Source organism: Nonomuraea sp. NPDC005983, assembly GCF_040614375.1.
Lineage (GTDB): Bacteria > Actinomycetota > Actinomycetes > Streptosporangiales > Streptosporangiaceae > Nonomuraea.
The window spans coordinates 1-24,077 of sequence record NZ_JBEXUP010000088.1 but is presented as its reverse complement, the minus strand read 5'-3'; the positions used below and the strand labels follow the sequence as shown (position 1 = coordinate 24,077).

The window sequence follows — 24,077 nt, the reverse complement described above, 5'->3', positions numbered from 1 at the left end:
GGTCCGTCCGGGCGACGCGGGCCGTCGGCGGCGTGCCCGGCGGAAACTTTGCCCTGCCTCGAGCTTTCCCCGTAGGTCGGAGGGCAGCCGGACGATGTCGTCCAGCGTAGGAGGAGCCTCATGAACGACAGGCGCACCACCGCCCAGAAGCGCACGCCGTCGTCCTCCAAGGCCCGGCATCACCGGCCGATGATCAACCTGCCGGTGCTCGGCCCCATCCCCGTTCCCGAGGGAAACCAGCTCGCCTTCTACGCCGTGCTCGGGATACTCGGCGCGCTGGAGATCGTCGAGTGGCCCGTGGTGCTCATCGTCGGAGTCGGCCACCTGCTGTCAAGCCAGCACCGCTTCCGCCTCCTGCAGCAGCTGGGGCAGGCCGCCGAAGCGGCCTGAAGTCACCAGGAACGGCGAGCACCACCAGCGACCTGAGTCGACCCCCGGATGGCCGCAGGTCTACAACCCGGGCGCCAGACCTGGCCCCAGGGGCGATGATCTACGGCCCATGCATGCGATGAACTGGGTCAATGATCGAGTTCCGTCAGGTCACCAAGATCTACAAAAAGTTCAGAGCGCTCGACGACGTGTCCTTCACCGTCGAACCAGGGTGCGTCACCGGATTCCTCGGGCCCAACGGCGCCGGCAAGTCGACCGCCATGCGCATCCTCGTCGGGCTCTCCCGCCCCACCACCGGCTCGGCCACCGTACTGGGCCGCCCGTACACCGACCTGGACAACCCGGGCTCCCAGGTCGGCACCCTGCTCGACGCCGCCGCCCAGCACCCCGGCCGCACCGGACGGGAGATCCTCACCCTGGGCGCCCTGGCCCTCGGCCTGCCTGCCGCACGCGTCGGCGAAGTCCTCGACCTGGTCGGGCTCACCCGGCGCGAAGCCGGACGGACGGTCAGCGGCTACTCCCTCGGCATGCGGCAACGCCTCGGCATCGGCCACGCCCTCCTCGGCCACCCCAAGGCACTCGTCCTGGACGAACCCGCCAACGGCCTCGACCCCCAAGGCACCCACTGGATGCGCGGGCTGCTCCGTGACCTCGCCGACTCCGGCTGCTCGGTGCTGCTCAGCTCGCACCAGCTGCACGAAGTCGAGCAGGTCGCCGACCACATCGTGCTGATCGGACGCGGCCGCGTCCTCACCCAGGGCAGAATCGACGAGCTCAACCAGGGCCGCAGCCTCGAACAGACCTACCTCGAACTGACCGCCGACACCGCCCGGAGCGCAGCATGACCGCCACCGTGTCCGCCACCGTGACCGCCACCGTGACCACCCGCCGGGCCCCGACCCCGTTCCACCGCCTGCTGACCGTCGAGACCCGCAAGCTCTTCGACACACGCAGCAGCAAGATCATGACCGCGGTCCTCGTCGCCCTGACCGTCGCCTTCATCGCCGGCCGCGGCCTCTACTCCGGCCCGCACCTGCACACCCTGATCACCACCGCCGGTATCGGGTACGGAACCCTGCTCCCCGTGCTCGGCATCCTCACCGTCACCAGCGAGTGGAGCCACCGCACCGCCCTGACCACCTTCACGCTCGAGCCCCGCCGCACCCGGGTCCTGGCGGCCAAATGCCTGCCTCCCCTGATCACGGCCGTGGCCGCCTCACTGTTCGCCATGCTGGTCGCGGTGCCCGCCACCGCCGTCAGCGCCGGCTTCCAGGACACCCCGGCCGACTGGCGGGTCGCGCCACTCACCCTCCTGGCCTGGACCGGGACCAACGTCCTCATGGTCGCCGAAGGGCTCGCCCTCGGCATGCTGCTCCTGAACGCGCCGGCCGCGATCGTGATCTACCTGTCGACCCCCGTCCTGTGGAGCGTCGTCAGCCGACTCGGCGCCACCGGCGAGGCCCTGACCGGATGGCTCGACCTGAACACCACCGTCAGTCCGCTGGTGAACGGCGACATGAGCGGCGGCGACGCCCTCCGGCTGGCCGTGTCGGCGGCCCTGTGGATCGTCCTCCCGATGGCGGCCGGCGTGCTGCGCGTCACCCGCAAGGACGTGAGCTGACATGAGACGCGCATTCGCCGCCATCACCGTTGCCGCACTGACGGCCACCGGTTGCGCGGGCGTCGACACCTCCTGGATCACCTCCGACGCCGTGACGCCTCTCGCCCAGGCGACGCTCGACACCGCCGCCGACAAGCGCGTGGTCGCCATCGGCGAGGCCACGCACGGCAACAAGGAGTTCGTCCAGGCCCGCCAGCTGGTCATCCAGAAGCTGGTGCGCGAGCACGGCTTCCGCACCGTCGCCATCGAGGCCGACTACGGCGGCACGGCCACCGCCAACGACTACGTCGTCAACGGCCAGGGCAGCGCCGAGAGCGCCGCCAAGGCGCTCGGCTTCGACATCTACCGAACCCGGGAGACGGCCGACCTGCTGCGATGGATCCACGACCACAACGCCGACGTCCCCGGCACGGACAAGGTCCGCCTCTACGGCTTCGACATGCAGCGCTACGACCTGAACAAGGAACGGCTGCTGCGCTACCTCAAGGACGTCGACCCTGCCCAGGCCGGCCGGGCCGAAGCGGCACTGGCCGGCCTCACCGACGCCACCAGATCCGAACGGGACAAGGAGAAGGTCGCCGCCGCCGAGCAGCTCGTCACCCAGATGAGGGCCAACCAGGGCACGTACCTGAAGTCCAGCTCCCGCGAGTCGTTCATGCTCGCCCTCCACCACGCCGAGACGATCCAGCTCGGCACGCGACTCCAGGCCTCAGGAGCCGGCTACGGCGCCGAACGGGACGCCTGGATGGCCGACAACATCAACTGGATCGCCGGCATGGAGGCGCAGCAGGGACGAAACAAGATCATAGTGGCCGGCCACAACGGCCACATCGACAAGAGCGGTGCCGCGTTCGCCTACGAATCGATGGGCCGGCGCCTGGCCAGAACGTACGGCAAGGAGTACTTCGCGATCGGCACCGAGTTCGGCACGAGCACCTTCGTCAGCAAGGACGCGTCCTCTGGCGAGCGCCGCCGGTTCACCGTGAGCCAGGACACGCCCCTGGCCAGGCTCTTCGGCGACGAACCGCTGGGCTACCTGGACTTCGCGCGCGCCTCGTCCAGGCCGGGCAATCGCCAGGCGCTCGACTCGGAGATCCGGATGGGCAGCGTCGGCGACGAGTTCCGCTCGGTCTACAGCCACCTGAGCTGGGCCTACACCGTGACCATGGTGCCCGCCAAAGCCTACGACGCCCTCGTGTACGTCCCGCACGCCGGCCCGGTCACCCCACTGTGACGCCCCGTCAGCCCTGCCACGCCCCCGCCGCCACGGTGGGCGCGATCGCCCGTGAAGTCGGCTACGCGAACGCCTTCGCCCTGAGCGTCGCCTTCAAACGGCTCCGCGGCATCACGGTCTCGCCGCGGAAGGTCCCCCTGCGGCCGTCCTGACCTCCGAGACTCTGCAGCGGATCTTGCGCGACCCGTCGCGGGCGGCTTTCAGGCGTGACGGCTGAACCGATCACGCCCGCCGTACGTCTGGCTGGACATGATGGTGCGCATACTCGCCGTGCTCTGCCTGGTGGCCCCCCTGTTCATGTTCACTGCCGGTACGGCAGGCGCCCGCGCCGCCTGCTCCTGCGCGACACCCACAGCGAAGCAGCGCGTCGAGGAGGCGACGGCCGTCTTCACCGCCACCGCCACGGACGTCCGCGTGGACGAACCGACGTTGAACGGCGGCAGCCTCACCGCCACGCTGCGCGCCGACCACGTCTACAAGGGCGACCTCAACGCCGAGTTCGAGGTGTTCACCAGGGTGGAGGGGCCGGCCTGCGGATACAGGTTCGTCAAGGGCGGCCGCTACCTGGTGTTCGCCAGCGCCCAGGGGTCGGGGCTGGTCACGACGTTGTGCTCGGGCAACAGGCTCCTCCCCTCAGGGGACCGGCCGTTGCGGCTCTCGGACGACACCCAGGGCATCGAGCCGCTCACTCTCGCGCTGATCAACGCCCTGGGCACGCCCACCCGGGTGCAGCCCACCAAGCCCGCCCCCGACCGCACCGGACTGGTGGCGATCGTGGTCGCCGCGGGTGTGGTCGCGGTGGCGGGCCTCGCCTGGGCCTACCGGCGGGCTCGTCGGCTCAGGGGGCCGGACGCGGGCTCCGCGTAGGCCGTCAGCACACGCCCGGCAGGTCGCAGACCTTGACGGCCATCGCCTTGGCGTCGCGCACCTGGCTCCTGAAGTCGCTCGCCTTCGGCTTGTTGCTCGTGTACAGGCTTACCTCCGCGTAGACGATCACAGCGCTGCCCCTGCGCACCACGACGGACCGCTCCCCGTAGGCGTTCTCGGACTTGAGGTTGTACCTGCTGACCTGGAGCGCCTCGTCACCGATCGGCAGCTTCTGGCCGCGGTAGGCCGTCGAGCCCGCCGAGGTCTTCACCTTGGCGCAACCCCTGACCGCCTTCCTGAGCTTCGCCATCGCCCCGGTGGCCGCCTGATCGTCGGCGAACACGGCCACCTGCTCGCGGTAGTGGTAGTCGGCGTCGCCGTCGGCGAGCACCGACCGGACGCTCTCCGCCTGGGAGAGCAGCGAGGCCCGGGCACCGCAGAGGTCCAGCGTCGCCACCTCGGTGCGCTTGTCGCTCACCCGCCAGGAGATCTCCGCCTTGCCGAACGGCTTGCGCGCCTGCTCGCTCTCGTACTTCAGGAAGCCCCTGGGGAGCCCGTCGGCCGTGGCCGCCGCGGCCGCCGCGGCCGGAGCAGCGAGGAACAGGACGGACACTCCCGCGGCCAGCACCCCGGTCATCAAACGCCTCATCGTGAACACCCTTCCTGGAATGATCAGCCCACTGCTTCGATGCGCGCGACGCCGCTCCGGTTCAGGTCGATCGGGACCTGAACGAGGGGCAGGCCACTGCCATCCGGCCCGTGCTGGAGATGCACGGGAGGGGAGCCCTGTACGAGGTGTGAGACTCGACCCAGGGCAAGAAGTCCGCCGCTGCGCTGGTGCGGGTGGCCCGCGCCATGGGCTATCTCAGCCCTGACGAGAGCGAAGACGTGGCCCCCTCCGTCAGCGTGGCCCGACTCGAAGAACTTGGCTCAGTTCCGCAAATTCGCCGACCTTGTCAGCGCCGGCGCCGGCCGTCGCCTGATGGAGGGCGCCCGCCGGGTGGGCGCCGTCCGGCGTTCACGCGAGGTCGGTGCTCGCCGTCGCGGGGGCGATCCCAGGCGGGCAGCTCGTCGATTGGGAGGTCCTGTTCGGCCTCGTGCGGCGCGCCAGCGACTAGCGATGCCAGCCCGATGAGGTAGCCGCCCCGGTGGCCGCGACCCAGGCCTCAGGTGTTAGCCCCCACGCCAGCCTGCGAGGCTTCAGCGGCCGTTCGCCCTCCGATCGGGCCACATCGAGGGCGAGCCCAACGAGGCGGTTGATCCAGCGGCCGACTCCGAGGTTGTCGCTCAGCCGCCACCGCTCGTGCATCACTTCGACAGCGTGCGCTCCCCGCTCTGTTCGCATGCTTTCCGGACCTTGCCCTCGCCACTCCGGCAGCCGAACTGCGGCCCATGGATCTGTCGAAGCCAGGTTCGTTGGATTCTGCTCGATAACTACGGGAGCCCGAAAGTTGGCAAAGTCAAGGCGTAGACCTTCCTCGTTGGAGGTGATACGACCCGTTCATCGCTGTGTGCTGAAATATCGGAGGCATCGTGACTCCTGAGGACGCGTTACGCGCGTTGGCTGACGGCTTCGACGGCGAGGTGCTCCGGCCCGAGGACACTGGTTACGAATCGTCCCGCCGCGTTTGGAACCAACTGATCGACCGTAAACCCGCTGCCATCGCACGCTGCCGAACCCGAAACGATGCCGTCTCGGCGCTGGCAGTCGCCCGTGACACCGGCCTCGAGCTCGCCGTGCGCAGCGGCGGGCACAGCTTCCCCGGCTTCTCGACGACGGAGGGCGGCTTGGTCCTGGACCTGGGCCCGATGAAGCAGATCGCCATCGACGTAGAGCGGCGGACGGCCAACGTCGGCCCCGGTGTGCGGTGGGGTGAGCTCACCGCGGCTGCGGCACAGCACGGCCTCGCGCCGGTCGGCGGGCACGTCGCCGATGTGGGCGTCGCTGGGCTGACGCTCGGAGGGGGCAACGGGTGGTTCGCGCGGGTCTTCGGGCTCGCCTGCGACAACCTCGTCGCGGCCGACGTCCTGACCGCTTCGGGGAAGATCGTCCACGCGAGCGCCGACGAGAACCAAGACCTCTACTGGGGCCTGCGGGGCGGCGGCGGCAATCTCGGGATCGTCCTCGAGTTCACCCTGCGCCTGCACCCGGTCGACCGGCTGCTCGGCGGGATGGTCCTGCACCGGTTGGAGGACGCCGCCGACGTGCTGCGTTTCTTCGCCGGGTACGGCCAGAGCGCCCCCGACGAGGTCAACGTGGCAGCGGCGATCCTCGCCGGTCCGCCGGCGCCGTTCGTTCCTCAGGAACTGCACGGGAAGCCGGTGCTCGCGCTGGCGATGTGTTATGTCGGGCCCCTTGCCGCTGGGGAGCGCGAGCTCGCACCGGTGCGCGGGTTCGGCAGGCCGTTCGCCGACCTGGTCGAACCGACGACGTTCGAGATACTGCAGCACCTCTTCGATCCGCAGGGTCGGCCCACGCCCTATCACATGCGCTCTCACCTGGGCGGTGCGATAACCGAGGAGCTCATCGCAGCAATGATCGAGCACGGCGGCGGGCTGAGCTCGCCGGACAACGGTGTGCTTCTGCTGCCGATGGGCGGCGCGGTGGCGCGAGTCGCGGCCGACGCCACCGCCTTCCGGCATCGGGAGGCGTCCTACTGCATGGAGGTCGGGGCGGCCTGGTCGGCGGACGACGAGAACCCGCAGAGGCACATCGAGTGGGCTGACCGCTTGTGGGCGGAGACACAGTCATGGGCCATCGGGGTGGAGGTCAACCACCTCGCCGACGAGGGTTCTGAGGGGGTTCGCCGGGCCTACGGCGACAACTACCAGCGGCTCGCCACAATCAAGCGAACCTGGGATCCCGACAACCTTTTCCGGCTTAACCAGAACGTTCCGCCCGCCACCGCCGACGATCCTGGCCCGCAATAGAAGTCCGGTGTATCGTCAACCGGCGAACCGTATCCCGGTGGAGTCCACCTGGCCACCCGTAAATTCCGCGCCGACGGATCCCTGATCACCTTCACCCGGGAAGAACACGACAAGCTGCAACTGTTCAACCGGACCGACCGCATCCTGCCCCACGGCTATTGCCTGCTGCCGCCCCTCCTGGAGTTGGCCCGGTTTGGTGGACACCTGCTACATCCATGCTCTGGCTCCCCGAACAGATGCCGCCGTGCCCGGCAGCGCTCTTCGGACGACCATCGCGATTTGGCAGAATCGGATCGGACCGGACATCGCACGTCACCGGCGGTAGCAGGAGCTTGCGGGCCGGCAGCAGGCAGGACGCGCCCGTCGAGCCAGACGACAAGACAGCTAGGAAGCCCCCATGGATCGAGTCCCAGCAGACCGAGTCGTCTACGAAGACGACGGCCTTCACTACCTGGACGACACGCCCTTCACCGGTATCGCGTTCACGGAGAACGATGGCGCCCTCAGGTCCGAGGCGACCTACCGGGAGGGTCTGCAGTCGGGGCCGACGAAGGAGTGGTATCCGTCGGGGCAGCCCATGGTGGACGCGACTTTCGCGCGGGGGGCGCTGCACGGACGGGCTCGGGAGTGGCACAAGAACGGGCAGCTCGCAGAGGACGGCGAGTACGAGTACGGCATTACGTTGTGGGCGAAGCAGTGGGATGAGAACGGCGTTCTCGAAGACGACTACACGCTTACGGAATCCGACTCGGACTATCGGACGCTGCTGCACTTCCGGGCGCTCTACGGCGGAGCGTCGTGACCGTGACGGGGCCGCCACTCACCTGTCCGACGACAACCACCAGCGCCGCGATCACCACACCTGCGGCGCTATGCGACTGTTGGGGAGCCACGTGCCGGGTGCTGCCTTGCTGGCTGATCGAACCGCTGTGGGACCGATTTGCCGCCCTCCTGCCGCATCGGCCCGTCTTCGGATCCGGCCCACCCGCTGGGCTGCCACCGCCGCCGCATCAGCGACCGGACCGTCTTCGACAAGCTGCTGCAGGTCCTGCGGTTCGGCTGCTCCTAGGAGGCCATCGCGGATGCCGCGTGCTCGGCGAGGACGATCCGGGCCGACGCGACGAGTGGATACGCCTGGGATCTTCGCCCAGCTGAAGAAGGTCGCACTCGACGCCTACGACCGCATCATCGGTCTCGTCCTGGACCAGAGCGCGACCGACGGCGCCAACACCCCTCGATCGTCCGAGCAGGGCAGCTTTCGGCATCAATCATGATGTGACGGCGCTCGCGGTGGCGGCCGCACTTGACCGCCGTGCCTTTCGGACATTCGTTGGATCCGTGGACACGGGATGGGCACCCACGATGTTCCGGAACTCACGAACAAGCGGCCTGTCGTCGCCGACGCGGGTGGCGAGCTGGACGGTGCTGCGCGCGTTCGTGTCAGCGAGTTCAGCGATCACAGTGCCTTCGGGCAATGGTTGCGTTGCGCCGCGTGGGGCTACGGTGACGCCGAGCCCAGCGGCGACGAGGTGGAGGACGGTGTTCCATTCCGATCCTTCGAAGATGATCTGAGGATCGAGGAGCGCCTCGTGGAAGGGCTGGAGATTCCGTGCATGGGCGCGGGGTCCGGCGCTCGGTGGGAACAGCACGAGCGGCGATGAAACCAGTTGCGCGGCGGTGACCGTGCCGCTCGTCGCCAACGGATGCGTCGACGGCATCACGGCCAGGAACTCCTCATCCAAGAGCGGGGTCAGGGTGATCCCATCCCGTTCGTCGGCGTCTCGAACGATTCCGACGTCGGCAGTGCCACGCTCCAATCGGTCCAGTGTGGTGCTGGTGAACCCTTCATGGAGCCGCACCTGCACCTCCGGCCGATCCTGGGTAAAGGTGCGCAGCGCCGAGCTCAACGCGCTGACCGCTGAGGAGATGAAGGCGATGTCGAGCCGCCCGGCCTCGCCTCGCGCGACACGCGCGGCCTCGGTCACGTCGGCGGACAGCCGGGCGAGGAGGTCGCGGGCGCGCGGCAGGAACGCCTCGCCCGCGGCGGTGAGGCGCACGGATCGGGACGTGCGCTCGAAGAGCATCGCGCCGATCAGTCGCTCAAGCCGGCGGATCTGCTGGGAGAGCGCCGGCTGAGCGATCTGCAGACGTTGCGCGGCACGGCCGAAGTGGAGCTCGTCGGCGACGGCAACGAAGTAGCGCAGATGCCGGAACTCGATCGAGCTATCCATAGGCTCAGTTTATCGATTGCCGCCATTACATGTATTGGAGTTCTTGATGCTTGCGCTCCACACTTGAACTATGCCTCCCTTGATCAACGCAGAACCCCGCATCGAGTCTCTGGCATCTGCAGCCGATGCCGAGGCGTTCCGACAGATCAACGAGGAGTGGATCAGCCGGCTCTTCACTCTCACCGACGATGATCGCAAGTTGCTGAAGGATCCCTTCGGGCAGATCGTCGCCCCAGGCGGCGATGTCCTCGTGGCCCGCATCGGGGACGGAGTGGTTGTGGGATGCGTCGCGCTCGTCCCCTACCCGAACGAGGTCGTCGAACTGGCCAAAATGGGGGTGACCCCGCAGGCACAAGGGCAGGGCATCGGGCGAAAGCTCGTTGCGGCAGCGGTGGCCCGGGCATGCGAGCTGGGCGTCCGGCGTGTCTTCCTCGGCACCAACTCACGACTCGCTCCGGCGATCCACCTGTACGAGGGTGCCGGATTCACCCGTATCACCCGCGAGCAACTGCCCGTGGCGGACTACTATGCGCGTGCCGACATCCTGATGGAACTGCCTCTCCAGTGATTCTGCTGACGACTCTCTCGGGTGGATGGGATTCATCGCCTCTCCCGCTTGGGCTTTGTGGCCCGGGACCGTCGTACTGATCCAGCACGAGCTGCGGGTGCCGGCCGCGCTGGCGGCGGCGGTATCCGCGAGTATCAAGGAGAGCGCACCTGTCTTCGCCGCGTGCTACGCCTGGAACCCGCTGCCCCTGATCGGCCTGGTGGCGCCGTTGGTGCGCGGGCTCACCTCGACGCCGGGCCCCGACCCCATGAACGAGGAGTCGCTGCTACGCCACCCGCTCCGAGCTGGGCTCCTGTCGCACGTGGATCGCTGGTTCTACCCGCGCGTGATGGTCGCGACCGGGAGCGTCCGGCTCTACCAGTGGGCCGCTCCGCCGGTGGTGCTCGCCACCGCGGGAATGATCCCCGAGGGATGGGCCGCCGCCGTGCTCCTGCTGCACCTGTTCAACCCCTGGGCCAGCCGGGAAAGTGCCCCTGCCCGGAACGGAGGCCCGGCAAGGGAGGGTCTGGGTTCCGGGCATCGTGAACTGCGGGCATGGTCAACCGGGACACGGAGGCTTCCGGCCGCGTGGGCTCCGGGTCAGACCAGCCGGAGGCCGTCATGCTCTCTGATCGCGGTACAGCCGTCCAGGGCAAGCGCATCGCGGACCCGGACCGTGAACGCCTTCGTGGCGAGGTCGGCGAGCAGCTCGGGCGTGGCCCAAACGGTGGCGCGGCTGAAGCCGTGGGAGGTCAGCGACGAGTCATGGGCGGTCATCGAGCCGTTGCTGCCCAAACATCAGTGCCGGAGGCGGCATCCAGGACGGAAGCGCCTAGATGACCGCCTGGTCCTGCAAGGCATCTTGTTCGTGCTGCACACCAGGATCGCCTGGGAGCAGGATGCCCTCGGGGGCGAGGCCACGTTCGAGCAACGCGAACGCGTCTGCCGCGGCGGCGTTTCCGGGAGTGTAAATCTCAAGCCGGTGATCGGGTTGGTCGGGTTGGAGCCAGACTTGATAGGTGACGTCGAGGGTGCCGACCTTGGGATGATTCAGAACGCGACTCCCGAAGGTGCATTCGCGTACGTCGCCGCCCGCCCACAGGGCCGCGAACTCCGGACTCTTCATGGTCAGTTCGCCGATGAGTTCCGCCAGGGCGCGGTCGTCACTGTGACGACCGCTGATCAGTCGCAGATATCCCACGTGCGTCTTGGCGTAGTGCTCCCAATCGTGTTCGAGTTCGCGGGTGTGCTCGTCCAGGAACAGCATCCGGCTCATCGACGGGCGCGTCGCGGGGTCGCGTGGGGCGGCGAACGGCAGATGCCCGGCGAGAAGGGCGTGGCCCAGGCGGTTCCAGGCGAGGACATCGTTGCGCCGCCCGAGCAGCACGGCCGGAAGATGGTCCAGCGCGGAGAGGAGCTCGACGGTGCGCGGGTGCGCTCGCTCGACGTGGGGGCGCCGTCGGGCGCTGCGGCCGGGCTTGCGGGCGAGGTCGAACAGGTGGGCTCGCTGGGCGTCGTCGACCAGCAACACCCTGGCGATCGCGCCGAGTACCTGGTCTGAGGCGTTCGTGCTGCGTCCCTGTTCCAGCCGGATGTAGTAGGCCACGCTGATCCCGGCGAGTCCGGCCAACTCCTCACGGCGCAGACCGGCCACCCGGCGCTGACCGGCTGGGGCGGGCAGGTCCAGATCGGCCGGGGTGACGGTGGCGCGCCGGCGGCGAAGGAAATCTCCCAGCTCGCCGTTCGCTCTCATGGTTTCAGGCTACTGGTCGCGCTCTCCGACGACCGATGCCCTGGGTGTCCCTGTTTGTAGTAGGAACGCGAGTCGTACGAAGAGCAGGTGTCTGGTTGTGGTTCCTTCCGGTGGCGAAGCATGGAAGAACACTGTCTCCATGTGCTTCTTCTCCGAAGCCGACCATCCAGATTCGGACCTCGCATCGCCATGCCCATCGCCTTGCTCGCACTCGCGCTGAGCGCTTTCGCAATCGGTACGACGGAATTCGTCACCAATGGTCTGCTGACCGCTCTGGCGGATCACTTCGGCGTGACCATCGCGCAAGCAGGACTGGTCACCACTGCCTACGCGATCGGCCAGGTCTGCGGTCCGATCCTGGCGTTGCTGACGATCAGAATGCGCGACAGGCGATTGTTGGTGCTGTTGATGCTGCTGTTCACGGCCGGGAACCTCGTCTCGGCGGTCGCGCCGACCTTCGAACTCCTGCTGGTCAGCAGATTTCTCACAGCGTGGGCTCACACCGCGTTCTTCGGGGTCGCCTCTGTGGTGGCATCCCGGCTCGTGTCGCCCGCACGGCAGGGAACCGCCATCGCGCTGGTGTTCACCGGACTGAGCCTGGCCAACGTGCTGGGCATGCCGATGGGTACCCTCGCCGGGCAGTCCTGGGGTTGGCGTGGAGCGTTCGTCCTCGTCGCCGTGCTCGGTGTCGTCGGTCTCGTCGGCGTGATCCGGCTGATCCCCGACGACGAGACATCTCCCGCCGTGGACCTGCGCGGCGAACTGGCGGTCTTCATCGATCCGCGGCTCTGGCTGGCTCTGGCGGCCACCGCGATAGGTTTCGGCGGACTGTTCGCCTCCTTCACGTTCATCGAGCCGATACTGACCGGCGTCACCGGTTTCGCGGCGAGTGATGTGGTGTGGTTGCTGGCGATCTATGGCGCCGGGTTGGTCGCCGGAAACTGGCTCGCCGGACGCGCGGCCGATCGTGCGCTGATCCCCACCACGATCGCCCTGCTCGTGCTCCTGGTGGCCGCCCTGTGCGTTTTCACCTTCACCGCCCACAGCAAGCCCCTGACGGTGGGCACCTTGTTCCTCCTGGGGGCCTGTGGATTCGGGTTGCTGACACCCACCCAGACCTACGTGTTGCGCGTAGCCGCACGGGATTCCGCCTTGGTCGGCACCGCGAACACGGCGGCGTTCGGCGCCGGTATCACCATCGGCTCGCTCCTCGGCGCGGTCGTGATCGACCATGGCGCCCCGTACACCGGCGTCAATCTCGCCGGCGCCGCGATGACCGCGTTCGGCCTGTTGATCTTCGTCCTCTCCGTCGCGGTAGGCCGCAGGCATCGGACTCCGGCTGACATTGTCAGGTCCGGCGCGAAGTGGTGGGGGCCAGCGGACGGACTTGACGGGGAGCACGGTCAACGCGCCTGCGATCGCCACCACGATGGCGACGATGAAGAGCGTCGGGTAGCCGTCCAGGCCGATGATGAACGCCGCGACAAGGGGTGCGACCATCTGCGGCCCGGCGTTGGAGATGTTGAGCACGCCCAGGGGCTGGTATTTGAAGGTGTCCGTCTGGTGGGGCTTGAGCCCGAAGTCGCGTGACGAGCGAATCAGATCATCATGAATGCCGCCCACGCCACCGTGCCTCCTGCGGCGATGCCTGTCACGACCTGTGCGAGGGTGTGGTGGGCGATCCGCACTCGAGCCCAGCCGATGACCGAGACGAGCACAGCCCCGATGAGCAGGCCCGGCCACCACTCCAGCAGGTGAGCGATGATCACAGTCGCTCCCGTGGAAACGCCCGCGTGGAAGGAGATCTTCCACCACACGGTGATCGAGCCCATGACCAGGACCCAGCCGAGCATCGTGACAGCCGTGGCGACGACCGCCTTCGGAGCCCCCAACGCGATCAGCAACGCCAGGCCCACCACGACCGCGGCGAGTCCGGCGAGCAGCGGCACCTTGCGGCCTGATCGGTCCACCAGATGCTTGGAGTCCAGGCGGCCCTTGCGCACCCCGATGGCGATCACCCCGGCAGGGATGCCCGCGCATAAGACGGCGGCCACCAGCCCCCAGCCCAGCCCCGTCCACCCATCCGCCAGAACACCCGCCACTGGCGGCAAGACGAGCGCGACGTACTGGGGAGCGAAGAGTTCGGTCACCGCCCAGGCGAGGCGGCCCATCCGTCCAGTCATTGCGGCCTTGCCAGTGCGCGCCACACCGTCCACGCGCTGACCAGCCATCGCGCCTCACCCCATCGCCGCCCATCGTCCTGCCCGTACGCCAGGCACGGGCCTACGAGATCATGATCCATCTTTCAGCGTCTCTCGGCGCATGTGGCACTTCTCGATCCGCGCGAGATGCTCCTCATCGACCATTTCGATCATCCACCAGCCCACAGCGGGCAACTGGTGCAGTAGCAGTCAGGCAGCCCCATCGAGGCGCCATCCAAGTCGACCAGGTAGGCGTGCAACTCGATTCGGGGTTTGCCCCCTTCTCCCCTGCCCGCCGCGGCGGCGTCGGGCGGCGCGGATCTCGGCGTCGGCGACGTCATCCGCGAGAAGCATGTAGAGCTGGGTGGTCTCGGTGGCGGCGTGGCCGAGTCTCCCACTGCTTCGGAAACGCACACGCAGGGGTGAAACCCCGGCTCAGCACCTCTGAGAACAGATCCGCGCGTTACATCGTGGCAGGGACGCGTACGGGAGGAGAACGCCTGTACGTTCGTCCTGTTCGATATCTCCACCACGAGCGAGGACCCGTCATGCAAGCCATCACCGTTCGAGACCGCGCCGCCGGTCTGGCCGGGCTTTCCCTGACGGAAGAGCCATACCCGCACGCCGCCGAGAACGACGTCGTCGTCCGGGTGCATGCCGCAGGGTTCACCCCCGGAGAGCTCGACTGGCCGGGAACGTGGTCCGATCGCGCCGGCCACGACCGGACGCCCAGTGTGCCCGGGCATGAGGTGTCGGGTATCGTCGCCGAGCTGGGATACGGAACAACCGGCCTGACCGTCGGCCAGCGGGTGTTCGGGCTGACCGACTGGACCCGCAACGGCTCGCTGGCTGAGTACGTGGCGGTGGAGGCCCGCAACCTCGCGCCGCTGCCGGCCGACGTCGACCACACCGTGGCCGCCGCACTGCCGATCTCAGGACTGACCGCGTGGCAGGGCCTGTTCGACCACGGCCGCCTAGCTGCCGGCCAGACCGTCCTGATCCACGGCATCGCGGGCGGTGTTGGATCTATCGCGGTGCAGCTCGCACGCGAGGCAGGAGCCCGAGTGATCGGCACCGGCAGGGCCGGCGACAGGGACACAGCACTCGGCCTCGGCGTGGATGCCTTCTTGGACCTGCAGGCCGATCCCCTTGAAGATGCCGGTCAGGTCGACGTGGTGTTCGACGTGATAGGCGGTGACATCCTGGACCGCTCGGCCGCGCTGGTGCGCGCCGGTGGCACGCTCGTCACCATCGTCTCGCCACCCACGGTCCGGCCCCGTGACGGGCAGGCAATCTTCTTCGTCGTCGAGTCCGATCGTGCCCGGCTCGCGGACCTGGCACGGAGGGTCCGGGACGGACGGCTCCGCCCGATCGTCGGGGCCGTGCGGACGCTCGCCGAGGCGCCCTCCGCGTTCGCGCCCGCCCAGCGCACCCCCGGCAAGACGATCATCCGGGTCACGGAAGGCGCATAGCCGGCAGGCCGGCTCAGTTGTCGGCGACGTTGTAGCGGCTCGACCGCAGTTTGAGCAGACCATCACCAAGGCTTGAACTCGCCCGTGGTTAGGCTCCGAAATGCCCGGACAGCGTAATCCTCACTCCTCCTGACCGAGACCCATCCCCAGGTGAATCACTTCGGCTGTGTGGGGGCGGAATCCGGTGACGCCTCGCGATCACCCGGTACGCCTGAAAGGTCCAAGCAGGATAGGAGAGGTCATGATCCGAGTACGGTTTGCCGGTGGCCTCCTGGCTGCCGGCATGGTGGCCGCGTCCGTCGCATGCGCGCCCACAGCAGAGCGTGCGACCGGCCAGGTGCCAGTGGCCGCCACGGTTTCGCAGCCGCCGTCCGAGACGCTATCGCCTCTCTTGGAACAGGCGCTTCCAAATGTCAAGGGCAAGACGTTCACCTCGGCGATCGTGAACTTCCCGCCCGCCGCACGCGCGGTGCCGCATCGGCACGGCAAGGCTTTCGTCTACGCCTACGTACTTGAGGGTATTGTGCGCAGCCGGCTCGGTGGCGAGCCGGTGCGTACGTATCGCCAAGGCGAGAACTGGGTCGAGCAGCCGGGCGCCCACCATGTGCTCACGGAGAACACCAGCCGGACGCAACCGGCGAAACTGCTGGTCGTCTTCGTCTCCGACACGGGAGACAAGCTCAAAGTCGACGATCCGGCGTAGGTGCGGAACCGGAAGAGTCAGCCCTGAGCGATGCGATGGCGTGTGGTCATCCTCGTTGCGGTCGCGATCGCCGGTTGCGGACGATGGTCGTCCTGCGCGGTCGCGGACGCGGCGACGGCGGGTGCGTCAGGAGCTGGTCGAGTTTGGCGTTCACCGCCGCGAGCTCCTGCCTGAGCGAGTCGAGGTCGGCCTGGGTGCGAGCTTCGGCCGGTGAGTCTTCGGTGTCGTTCATGGCGTTGACGACGACCGCGATGAACAGGTTCAGCGCGACGAACGTGGACATCAGGATGTAGACGATGAAGAAGATCCACGCCCACGGCTTGTGCTCCATCACCTCCTGGGCGACGTTGCCCCAGTCGTCGCCGGTCATGATCTGGAACAGGGTGAACAGCGAGCGGGGCAGCTCGTCGAAGCGTTCGGGCACGATGTCGCCGAACAGCTTGGTCGCGATCACCGCCGCGATGTAGATCATCAACACGAGCAGGCCGATGATGGACGCCATGCCGGGCACGGCGGCCAGCAGCGCGTTGACGACGCGGCGCATGCTGGGCACCGCCGACACCAGCCGCAGGGCCCGCAGGATGCGCAGCGCCCGCAGCACCGACGTCGGCCCCGAGGCGGGGACGAGCGCGACGGCGACGATGACGGCGTCGAACCAGTTCCACGGGTCGCTGAAGAACGACCTGCGGTAGGCGTACAGACGGGCGGCCAGCTCGACGGCGAAGATCGTGAGCGCGATCCGGTCGATCGCGTGCAGGACGTCGCCGGCTCGCTCCATCAGAGAGAAGCTGGTCTCGCAGCCGATGGTGACCGCGTTGACCACGATCACCACGATGATCGCCCGCTGCATGAGCCGGTTTTCCAGGACGGCGCGCACGCGTTCTTGCCCTGACACCTTTTCGACCGCTCCCTCGGGGATGTAACCAACAAATTGTTGATCATCGTAGGTGCGGGCGGCACCCTCCCGTGGCGGCAGGCGTGAGATACCGATCACATTCGATGCTTGCGCCCCAGGGCGCGCCGGGCGTCGCAGGATCGCTCGCCCGGTGCCCAGTCCTCAGGGGACCGCTAGCACCGGTTCAGTCAGCCTGCGGCGCCTGAGGCCTCCGTAATGGGGAGGTTACCTGCGTCCTCGCGCGGGGCCCGTCCCCCTCGACCCGCGCCGGCCAGCAGCAGGGCGGCGAGCAGGGCGATGATCACCCCGCCGACCAGGCCGCCCGGTCCCGCGATGACCGGGTTGAAGGGTGCGGAGGCGTCCGAGCTGAGCACGATGAGCGTGGTGGCGCTCTCGTTGAAGATGGCGTGTCCGATCACCGCCGGCCACACGCTGCCCGTGACCAACCGCGTCCACGCCAGGACGGCGCCGAACACCGTGCAGAAGGGCACGAACATCAACGCCGCCCACGGGCCCAGATCGGGGTAGTTGTAGCCGAGCAGGGTGAGAGGGGCGTGCCAGGCCGCCCAGATCACGCCCGAGACGAGGACGGCGGGCAGGGTGCCGAGCCGCAGCAGGCGCGGCAGCAGCCATCCCCGCCAGCCCCACTCCTCACCGAAGGCGAGGACCGCGCTGATCAGCGAGGTCACGAACATGCCGACGAGCATGCCGAGCGCGACGATCGACGCCTTGGAGGAGTCGACGTCGGCCGTCTCCAGGGCCCGCTTGAGCCCGGACAGCCCGCCCACGTCGAGTTCGGCGGCTCCCACCAGCGCGCTGACGGCGAGGGTGAGGGCGACCAGCAGTGGCACGCCGAGCCACATGACGCCGAGGACGGCCAGCGTGCGGCCCTTCCGCGGGCCGAGCGTCAGGCCGGTCTCACGGGCCAGGAGGCGGAAGGTGAGGCCCTCGCGTCGCGACCGCAGCCACACGACGAGCACGGCGATGGCGGGCGTGAACATCATCGCGCCGGCGAGCACCGGCAGGAGCGCGAACTCCAGTCCCTTGCCCGACAGCCAGGCGGGCAGGACCACCAACCAGGCGCCCACGAGGGCGACGCAGAGGAAGAGCGTTGTTTTCGAGCGCATGACTCATGATCCGCACGACCGGCTCCGCCGACGTAGACGTCGAAGTCACGACCTGGTGAGGACAAATGTCATACGGCGGGTTCGCTGAGGACGCGTGTACCCGCGCCCTGGGGAAACCGTCCCCGTTTGGTGAAGGTGGGCGGGGTACGACAGCGGATGGGCGGCTCTGGACCGGTCCCCGCGCAGCGCAAAGGCTGGCCCCTGCTATGGCCGCGAGCAGCGTGGGGCGTTCGCGTGCGGGGCACGTACGCCCTTGCTCGTGGTAACTGCCAGGTCAGAGCCGTGGAAGGGAGGCTGGCGGGTCGTCCCCGTTCGAGGAGGGGCGCCGCGCCGGAACGCTGATGACCACCACTGACCGACAGCGGACGGCCCAGGACCGGAAGGCCACTCGCCGGTGAGCACAGCCATCGCGGTGATCCTGGCCCTGTGCGCGGCGGCCGCCAACGCGCTCTCCTCGGTGCTGCAACGCCGGGCGGCCCGCACCGTCCCGCCCGACCGGGAGTTCTCGCCGGCGGTCGTGTGGAGCCAGGTCCGGCAGCCCGCCTGGATGGCCGGCATCGGCGCGCTCATCCTGGCGTTCCTGCTGCAGGCGGGCGCGCTCAGCCTGGCCGGGCTGACGCTCGTGCAGCCGATCCTCGTCATCGAACTGCCGTTCACCATGTTCATCGTCCGGTGGATGTTCAAGACCAGGCTCGGGCGGCGCGAATGGCTGGCCGTGCTGTCCATGACCGCGGGGCTGGCCGTGCTGCTCTCCGCCGCCAACCCGAGCAGCGGCGAGCAGATCCCTGACACCGCCGACTGGCTGCTCAGCACCGCGGCCACCGCCGGAGGCGTCGCGTGGCTCGTCGCCGCCGCGCGGATCGGCCGCGGCGCGCACCGGCCCGCGCTGCTCGGCGTCGCGTCCGGGGCGTGCTTCGCCTTCACCGCCGCGCTGATGAAGGAGAGCACGCGCGTCCTCGCCGAGAACCCGGCCGCCCTGCTGACCACGTGGCCGGTGTACGCCATGGTCGCGGCGGGCATCACCGCGCTGTTCCTGCTGCAGTACGCCCTGCACAGCGGGACCCTGGTGGTCGTGCAGCCGGCGCTCACCGTCACCGACCCGGTGGCGAGCATCGTGTACGGGGTCGCGTTGTTCGACGACTCGATCCGGCTCGGCCCCTGGGTGATCCCCGAGCTCGCCGGCGTCGCGCTGGTGTTCTACGGCAGCGTCAAGCTGTCCCAGTCGCCGCACATCCGCCGGAAGGGGACTCAGCAACCGGCGCGATGAGGGGCACGAAGAACGACTCGGCGGGCGCGGCGGCGAACAGCGCGGCCCGGTTCCCCGCTGCGGCCGCGTCGTCGCCGTCGCCGGAGTCCAGACGGTCCAGCGCCGCGAGCAGCTCGGCGGCGGTTCGCGCGTGGACGCTCAGCCCGGCCCGTGCCATGGCCAGCACGCCGTCCCTGCCGTGCCCGGGAATCGGCCGGTACGTGACGATCGGCAGCCCGGACGCCATCGCCTCCCTGCTGGTCAGCCCGGCGGCGTTGTCGACCAGGGCGTACGCGGCCGCCATCAGGCCGGGCATGTCCTCGTACCAGCCGAGCGCCACTCCCCCGGCACGCCTGGCGCGGCGGCGCAGCCCGGCGTTGCGCCCGCAGAGGATGACCGGCAGGTACCTGCCGGAGCGGGCCAGGACGCGCGCCGTCCGCTCGACGTCGCCCACCCCCCAGGCCCCTGCCGAGACCAGCACCAGCCGGCGGCCCACCCCGTGACGGGCCTGCGCCGCGCCTGGCAGGAAGGCGGGGCGTACGAGGGGGGCGTAACAGGATGCCGGACGGCCGGTGGCGGCGCTGACCTGGCGTGCGGTGGCCGCGTCGGGGCACAGGTAGCGATCGTTGCCGGGATGCAGCCACAGCCGGTGCGCGGCGAAGTCCGTCAGCAGCACCGTGCTCGGGACGGGGAGCAGGCCGCGCTCCCGGAGCATCCCGGCAGCCTGGGCGGCCAGGTGGAAGACCGAGACGACCTCGTCCAGCGGCCTGCGCCGCAGCAGCCTGCGCAGCCGTGCGGCGGTGAGCCCCGTCAGCGGTGAGGCCGACCCGGCGTGACCGGACACGAAGAAGATGCGGTAGATCAGCGCGTACATCCACGGGGCCGAGCGCATCATCCAGCCGTACCAGCCGCGCAGCGCCGCACCCAGGCGCAGCGGGAGCAGTTCGAGGACGTCCACCACCTCGGCGTCGACGCCCGCGACGGCCAGCCGCCGGGCCAGCTCGGCAGCTGCGGCGTCGTGGCCGGCGCCCATGCTCGCGCTCAGGATCACTGCGAGCTACCCCTTCTACAACCGCCGTGTCCCTGACGAGGCGCACGCGAAGATGAACGAGTTGGCGCCTTACGGCATCACGTCGTTCGCGTTCACGCCGTCCAACGGCTGGGTCATCGTCACCCAGGACGGCCGCTACTTCGGCCGTGGCCTTCCTGACGCGTGCTTCGCCGAGCTCGGAAAGCTGATCAAGTCGGGTTGGCGGATCCACTGCGTGGCCTTTCCGCCCGAGGGCGGCGACCGGTGGGTGATCACTGGTGACAAGGGGGTGTCGGCGCGCAACATCCCCGACGAGTGCCACCAGCGCATCCTCGCCTGCTACAGCGCCGGCCAGCAGGTCGTCGACGTCGCCTTCCCGCCGGCGGGCGGCAACCGCTGGGTGGTGGCCGCCACGAACGCCTTCTACGCGCGCTCGGTCGACGACGAGTGCTACCAGATGATGCGCAACCTGACGCAGGGCGGACGCCGCGTGACCCGCGTCGCCTTCCCCCCTGCGGGTGGGTGGGCGGTCGTCGCGCAGGACGAGTTCCACGTGCGCGGCGTCGACGACGAGTGCTTCAAGCAGATGAACAGCCTCGCCGCCGACGGCTGGCAGCTGCACAACGTGGCCTTCTCACCGGTCAACACCGGCTGGTCGCTGGCCACGCGCGGCAAGGCGCCGGCGCTGCCCGCGGACCGGGTGCGGCAGGTCGAGAACGCGGTGGGCGGCTCGACCATCTGGCAGCGGATGAGCGCCTGGAAGACGCCGGGCGCGGCGGTCGCGGTCGTGGTCGGCAACAAGATCGCCTGGTCCACCGGCTACGGCTGGCTGGAGGCGGGCACCGGCGCCGCCGCGCACCCGGAGACCGGCTTCCAGGCCGCCTCCATCAGCAAGGCCGTCACCTCGGTCGGCGTGCTGCGCCTCATGCAGACGCTCAAGCAGCCGCTGAGCAGCGACATCCGCCCCTACCTCGACTGGACCCTGCCGCGCCGCTCGTGCGTCTCGGCGACGCCGGTGCCGACCATCGACCGCGTCCTGACGCACCGGGCCGGCGTCATCGGACGCGGCTCCACCTCCCCGGCCGACGCCTGTTCCGGCTTCGACACCGGCGCGGGCGGCGGCTTCGCCGGCTACGGCCCGACCGCGTCCGTGCCCTCGCTGCTCCAGGTCATGAACGGCGAGGGCAACTCGCCGAAGATCGAGCTCACCACCGACCCCGGTGCGGAGTACCACTACTCCGGCGCGGGCTTCGTCCTGCTGCAGCGGATGGTGGAGCAGCAGAGCGGCCTGTCGCTGACCCAGTACATGGACAAGGAGGTGTTCGCGCCGCTCGGCATGAAGACCAGCTCCTACGCGCTGACGCCCTCGTTCGAGCTCGCCGCCGGGCACACCGCCACCGGCGCCGTGATCCCCGGCAAGCGGAACCGCTACCCGGAGTCGGCCGCGGCCGGCCTCTACACGAACGTCCTCGACCTGTGCCAGCTCGTGTGCTACCTCAACAAGGCGTGGACCGCACCCGGTGACATCGCGGGCCCGCTCACCAAGGCCTCCGTCCGGACACTGCTCAGCACGGGGCCGGAGCCCGGCATGGGCCGGGGCTTGTTCATCGCCGGTTCCGGGACGAAGAACTTCTCCTTCACCCACGACGGCTCGAACTACGGCTTCAAGTCCGTGTTCAAGGGCTACCCCGAGCTCGGCGCCGGGTACGCCGTCCTGGTCAACGGTAACAACACGAGCCTGGTCAACGAGATCGCCGCATCCATCAGGTCGGCCTACGGCTGGGCCTGACCGGCGGGACGACGGTGTACGGGAAGAAGGGGAAGCACCGGCTACCGGTGGTGGAGCTGAGCGATCGACGGGCCCTGGAGCGGTGGCGGCCCGCCGATCCTGAGATCGTCGAGCGGGCACGGCGGTTGAAGGAGCAGGCACTGCTCGATCTCGGGATGACGCACAGCGCGATCGCGTCCTGGATCTACAGCAAGTGCCACTACCAGCTTCCCACCACGGCGGTCGACACGGCGGCCGTGATCGCGTCCGGCGACGGAACGTGCCTGCTGCTCTACAACCCCCGCTTCTTCGTCGCGCTGGGGCTGGAGGGGGTACGGTTCGTCCTCTTCCACGAGGCCCGTCACCTGGTGCAGCGGCACCTCTTCACCGAGCCGGAGCTGCGGGACGATCCCGTCTTCACCGTGGCCTGCGAGGTGACCATCAACCACGTCACCATGGTGCGGTTGCGCGAGAGCGGGCTGCCCACCGTCGACGGCGAACCGGTCGGCGTCGATCCGCGGGAGGTCCATCGTGCCTACCGGGCCGACCTGGAGGCCCAGGGCCTCGAGTGGCTGGCCTTCGACGAGTTCGTCGCCACGGACCTGGTAGTTCACCGGGAGCTGCGCCGCATGCGGAATCCGCCCGAGCCCGGCCCGCGCTGCGTCCACATGATCCTGGACGGCGACGAGCTCGACCAGGAGACCGTGGACCGGATCGGCTCCGACGTCCTGCGCAGCGTGCTCCTCGCCGCCCGGCGCGGCAACGCCACGGCGCGCGGGGAACTGCTCGACCTGCTCGACCGCACCGAGGACGCCGGGGAACGCGTCGACCGGCTCTGGGGTGACCTCGGCGCGCATGTCCTGCGCGGCCGCACCGTCTCCACCCGCCGTGTCGACTGGTGGCAGCAGTGGCTCGTCGACGTACTCGGCTCCAGGCTCAGGGCCGGGGAGCGGCTGGTCTACCCGAAGAAGCGCGGCGCGTTGCTGGCCGCCCTCAGGTACGACCCGACGCTGGCCAGGCGCGGGCCGGAGCGGGTCAGGTCGCTGGTGATCGCCTTCGACACCTCGGGGTCGATGCCGGGCCGCGTGGTGGAATGGCTTACCGAGCTGGTCGGGCAGGTCGACGGGGTCGAGGCGCGCTGGCTGAGCTTCGACGCGGTGGTCATGCCGTTCCGTCCGGGCGAGCTCGTGTACGGCGGTGGCGGTACCGACTTCGGCGGCGTCCGCGACTATGTCGAAGGCCGCCTGGAGGTGAACGGCGAGCGGATCGACACGCACCCCGACGCGGTGATCGTGGTCACCGACGGTCATGCCCCGCCGATCACCCCGGTCCAGCCGGACAGGTGGATCTGGCTAATCACCTCGGACGGCGACGACTGGCCGGACCGGCAGCACCCGCCGATGGCCTGCCACCGCGTGCGACCAGACCGGTGAGCAGCAGGCCGGCGCTGGCGACATGATCGCCGAGCCCGTACGGTGTCGGTTCGTGAGTTCGATGACCGTCACCTCCGTCAGGGCGTCCGACATCCGCGCCTGCACCGCCGGGCTGTTGCGGTTCGCCATCCCGGGCGAGCTGGACGCGCTCCTCGCCGATCCGCTGACCGTCGACGCGCACACCAGCTACGGGACGCCGAACAGGGCGGTCATCGAGGCGCTGATACGCCGTCCCGGCAGGGAACGGCTGAAGGACGCACTGTTCGGCTCCGAGAAGGTCCATCCGGCGCTGCTCGACCCGGCGTCATGCCTGCTCGGACGGTTGCTCGACCTGGACGATCCGGTGATCAACAGCCTGTTGTTCGAGTCCGGGATCTCGCGCAATCTCCGCAGGCAACTGGCGCACCAGACCTCCCGGCGCGACGGCGTCACTCCGGTGCCCTTTCCTCCCGGCGTCCGGGAGCACCTGCGCAAGCCGGACCTTCCTGGACGGCTGCGCACCGCACTGCTCTTCGCGGCCGACCCCGACACGGCCGGCCACGCCCTGCGGAGCCTCGGCCGCGGCGCCGACCCGCACGGCGCTGCATGGGCCTGCCGGACGCTGCTGCTCGCCGGCCGGACCGGCGAG

At 69.2% G+C, this 24,077-nt stretch carries 25 protein-coding genes and 2 pseudogenes; 18 read left to right on the top strand and 9 right to left on the bottom strand.

Going from position 1 to position 24,077, the window contains the following annotated elements; all coding sequences use genetic code 11:
- The first annotated feature begins 120 nt into the window (after positions 1–120).
- The 6 genes from ABZ297_RS31140 to ABZ297_RS31115 all read left to right on the top strand — a co-directional run bounded on the left by ABZ297_RS31140 (position 121) and on the right by ABZ297_RS31115 (position 4,112).
- Positions 121–390, top strand: a complete 270-nt coding sequence (locus ABZ297_RS31140) for a hypothetical protein (protein ID WP_355353384.1) — start codon at positions 121–123, stop codon at positions 388–390.
- 131 nt (positions 391–521) lie between these two features.
- Positions 522–1,235, top strand: coding sequence for an ATP-binding cassette domain-containing protein (locus ABZ297_RS31135; protein ID WP_355353381.1), 714 nt, complete (start codon positions 522–524; stop codon positions 1,233–1,235).
- The gene (locus tag ABZ297_RS31130) at positions 1,232–2,011 is read left to right on the top strand and encodes a hypothetical protein (protein ID WP_355353379.1); all 780 of its coding nucleotides are present in this window, start codon (positions 1,232–1,234) and stop codon (positions 2,009–2,011) included. Before ABZ297_RS31135 ends, ABZ297_RS31130 begins: the two co-directional genes overlap by 4 nt.
- 1 nt (position 2,012) lies before the next feature.
- Positions 2,013–3,245: an erythromycin esterase family protein gene (locus ABZ297_RS31125; protein WP_355353376.1), complete on the top strand. Its 1,233-nt coding sequence runs from the start codon at positions 2,013–2,015 to the stop codon at positions 3,243–3,245.
- The gene (locus tag ABZ297_RS31120) at positions 3,242–3,397 is read left to right on the top strand and encodes a hypothetical protein (protein WP_355353373.1); all 156 of its coding nucleotides are present in this window, start codon (positions 3,242–3,244) and stop codon (positions 3,395–3,397) included. Before ABZ297_RS31125 ends, ABZ297_RS31120 begins: the two co-directional genes overlap by 4 nt.
- 97 nt (positions 3,398–3,494) lie before the next feature.
- Positions 3,495–4,112: a hypothetical protein gene (locus ABZ297_RS31115; protein WP_355353370.1), complete on the top strand. Its 618-nt coding sequence runs from the start codon at positions 3,495–3,497 to the stop codon at positions 4,110–4,112.
- 4 nt (positions 4,113–4,116) lie between these two features.
- Here ABZ297_RS31115 and ABZ297_RS31110 read toward each other — a convergent pair whose 3' ends face one another.
- Entirely contained in the window at positions 4,117–4,761 is a 645-nt protein-coding gene (locus ABZ297_RS31110) for a hypothetical protein (protein ID WP_355353367.1), read from the bottom strand.
- 911 nt (positions 4,762–5,672) lie between these two features.
- On the opposite strand from ABZ297_RS31110, the gene ABZ297_RS31105 reads away from it, so the two are divergent.
- On the top strand, positions 5,673–7,043 hold the full coding sequence (locus ABZ297_RS31105) for an FAD-binding oxidoreductase (RefSeq protein WP_355353364.1): 1,371 nt from the start codon (positions 5,673–5,675) through the stop codon (positions 7,041–7,043).
- A 15-nt stretch (positions 7,044–7,058) separates the two neighbouring features.
- Here the strand turns inward: ABZ297_RS31105 and ABZ297_RS31100 are convergent, their stop codons facing one another.
- On the bottom strand, positions 7,059–7,247 hold the full coding sequence (locus ABZ297_RS31100; protein WP_355353361.1) for a hypothetical protein: 189 nt from the start codon (positions 7,245–7,247) through the stop codon (positions 7,059–7,061).
- Between the two features lie 193 nt (positions 7,248–7,440).
- Between ABZ297_RS31100 and ABZ297_RS31095 the strand changes: the two genes are divergently transcribed.
- Both ABZ297_RS31095 and ABZ297_RS31090 read left to right on the top strand, forming a co-directional pair.
- Complete coding sequence (locus tag ABZ297_RS31095) at positions 7,441–7,845, top strand: hypothetical protein (RefSeq protein WP_355353358.1); 405 nt, start codon at positions 7,441–7,443, stop codon at positions 7,843–7,845.
- Positions 7,846–7,943: 98 nt separating this feature from the next.
- A pseudogene (locus ABZ297_RS31090) lies at positions 7,944–8,275 on the top strand (transposase); the annotation flags it as partial.
- A gap of 36 nt (positions 8,276–8,311) precedes the next feature.
- Here ABZ297_RS31090 and ABZ297_RS31085 read toward each other — a convergent pair.
- Positions 8,312–9,274: a LysR substrate-binding domain-containing protein gene (locus ABZ297_RS31085; RefSeq protein WP_355353355.1), complete on the bottom strand. Its 963-nt coding sequence runs from the start codon at positions 9,272–9,274 to the stop codon at positions 8,312–8,314.
- Between the two features lie 79 nt (positions 9,275–9,353).
- Here ABZ297_RS31085 and ABZ297_RS31080 point away from each other — a divergent pair, with 79 nt between their 5' ends.
- A complete protein-coding gene (locus tag ABZ297_RS31080) occupies positions 9,354–9,842 on the top strand; it encodes a GNAT family N-acetyltransferase (RefSeq protein WP_355353352.1) in 489 nt (162 codons plus the stop codon).
- A gap of 579 nt (positions 9,843–10,421) precedes the next feature.
- On the opposite strand, the gene ABZ297_RS31075 is transcribed toward ABZ297_RS31080, so the two are convergent.
- Positions 10,422–10,598: a hypothetical protein gene (locus ABZ297_RS31075; protein WP_355353349.1), complete on the bottom strand. Its 177-nt coding sequence runs from the start codon at positions 10,596–10,598 to the stop codon at positions 10,422–10,424.
- Between ABZ297_RS31075 and ABZ297_RS31070 the strand changes: the two are divergent.
- Positions 10,549–10,659: pseudogene (locus ABZ297_RS31070) on the top strand (hypothetical protein); the annotation flags it as partial. The gene ABZ297_RS31075 and the pseudogene ABZ297_RS31070 sit on opposite strands and share 50 nt — an antisense overlap.
- Here the strand turns inward: ABZ297_RS31070 and ABZ297_RS31065 are convergent.
- Positions 10,654–11,574, bottom strand: coding sequence for a helix-turn-helix transcriptional regulator (locus ABZ297_RS31065; protein ID WP_355353346.1), 921 nt, complete (start codon positions 11,572–11,574; stop codon positions 10,654–10,656). The pseudogene ABZ297_RS31070 and the gene ABZ297_RS31065 sit on opposite strands and share 6 nt — an antisense overlap.
- Before the next feature lie 189 nt (positions 11,575–11,763).
- Between ABZ297_RS31065 and ABZ297_RS31060 the strand changes: the two genes are divergently transcribed.
- On the top strand, positions 11,764–13,164 hold the full coding sequence (locus tag ABZ297_RS31060) for an MFS transporter (protein ID WP_355353343.1): 1,401 nt from the start codon (positions 11,764–11,766) through the stop codon (positions 13,162–13,164).
- Between the two features lie 8 nt (positions 13,165–13,172).
- On the opposite strand, the gene ABZ297_RS31055 is transcribed toward ABZ297_RS31060, so the two are convergent.
- Positions 13,173–13,757, bottom strand: a complete 585-nt coding sequence (locus ABZ297_RS31055; protein ID WP_355353340.1) for a hypothetical protein — start codon at positions 13,755–13,757, stop codon at positions 13,173–13,175.
- Between the two features lie 566 nt (positions 13,758–14,323).
- Here ABZ297_RS31055 and ABZ297_RS31050 point away from each other — a divergent pair.
- Together ABZ297_RS31050 and ABZ297_RS31045 are read left to right on the top strand one after the other, a co-directional pair.
- Complete coding sequence (locus tag ABZ297_RS31050; protein WP_355353337.1) at positions 14,324–15,247, top strand: NADP-dependent oxidoreductase; 924 nt, start codon at positions 14,324–14,326, stop codon at positions 15,245–15,247.
- A gap of 241 nt (positions 15,248–15,488) precedes the next feature.
- Positions 15,489–15,950, top strand: coding sequence for a cupin domain-containing protein (locus ABZ297_RS31045; protein ID WP_355353334.1), 462 nt, complete (start codon positions 15,489–15,491; stop codon positions 15,948–15,950).
- Between the two features lie 46 nt (positions 15,951–15,996).
- Here the strand turns inward: ABZ297_RS31045 and ABZ297_RS31040 are convergent, their stop codons facing one another.
- Together ABZ297_RS31040 and ABZ297_RS31035 are read right to left on the bottom strand one after the other, a co-directional pair.
- Positions 15,997–16,845, bottom strand: coding sequence for an ion transporter (locus tag ABZ297_RS31040; protein ID WP_355353331.1), 849 nt, complete (start codon positions 16,843–16,845; stop codon positions 15,997–15,999).
- Positions 16,846–17,033: 188 nt separating this feature from the next.
- Positions 17,034–17,972 (bottom strand): CPBP family intramembrane glutamic endopeptidase, encoded by a 939-nt coding sequence (locus ABZ297_RS31035; protein WP_355353328.1) that lies wholly within the window; start codon positions 17,970–17,972, stop codon positions 17,034–17,036.
- A 394-nt stretch (positions 17,973–18,366) separates the two neighbouring features.
- Between ABZ297_RS31035 and ABZ297_RS31030 the strand changes: the two genes are divergently transcribed.
- A complete protein-coding gene (locus ABZ297_RS31030; RefSeq protein WP_355353325.1) occupies positions 18,367–19,239 on the top strand; it encodes a DMT family transporter in 873 nt (290 codons plus the stop codon).
- Here ABZ297_RS31030 and ABZ297_RS31025 read toward each other — a convergent pair.
- Positions 19,181–20,269, bottom strand: a complete 1,089-nt coding sequence (locus tag ABZ297_RS31025; RefSeq protein WP_355353322.1) for a hypothetical protein — start codon at positions 20,267–20,269, stop codon at positions 19,181–19,183. The genes ABZ297_RS31030 and ABZ297_RS31025 overlap by 59 nt on opposite strands.
- Between ABZ297_RS31025 and ABZ297_RS31020 the strand changes: the two genes are divergently transcribed.
- The 3 genes from ABZ297_RS31020 to ABZ297_RS31010 form a co-directional block, all read left to right on the top strand.
- Complete coding sequence (locus ABZ297_RS31020) at positions 20,250–22,037, top strand: serine hydrolase domain-containing protein (protein ID WP_355353319.1); 1,788 nt, start codon at positions 20,250–20,252, stop codon at positions 22,035–22,037. The genes ABZ297_RS31025 and ABZ297_RS31020 overlap by 20 nt on opposite strands.
- 14 nt (positions 22,038–22,051) lie before the next feature.
- On the top strand, positions 22,052–23,449 hold the full coding sequence (locus ABZ297_RS31015) for a hypothetical protein (protein ID WP_355353316.1): 1,398 nt from the start codon (positions 22,052–22,054) through the stop codon (positions 23,447–23,449).
- 52 nt (positions 23,450–23,501) lie between these two features.
- The coding region (locus ABZ297_RS31010; protein ID WP_355353313.1) for a hypothetical protein at positions 23,502–24,077 on the top strand (576 nt) is incomplete at its 3' end.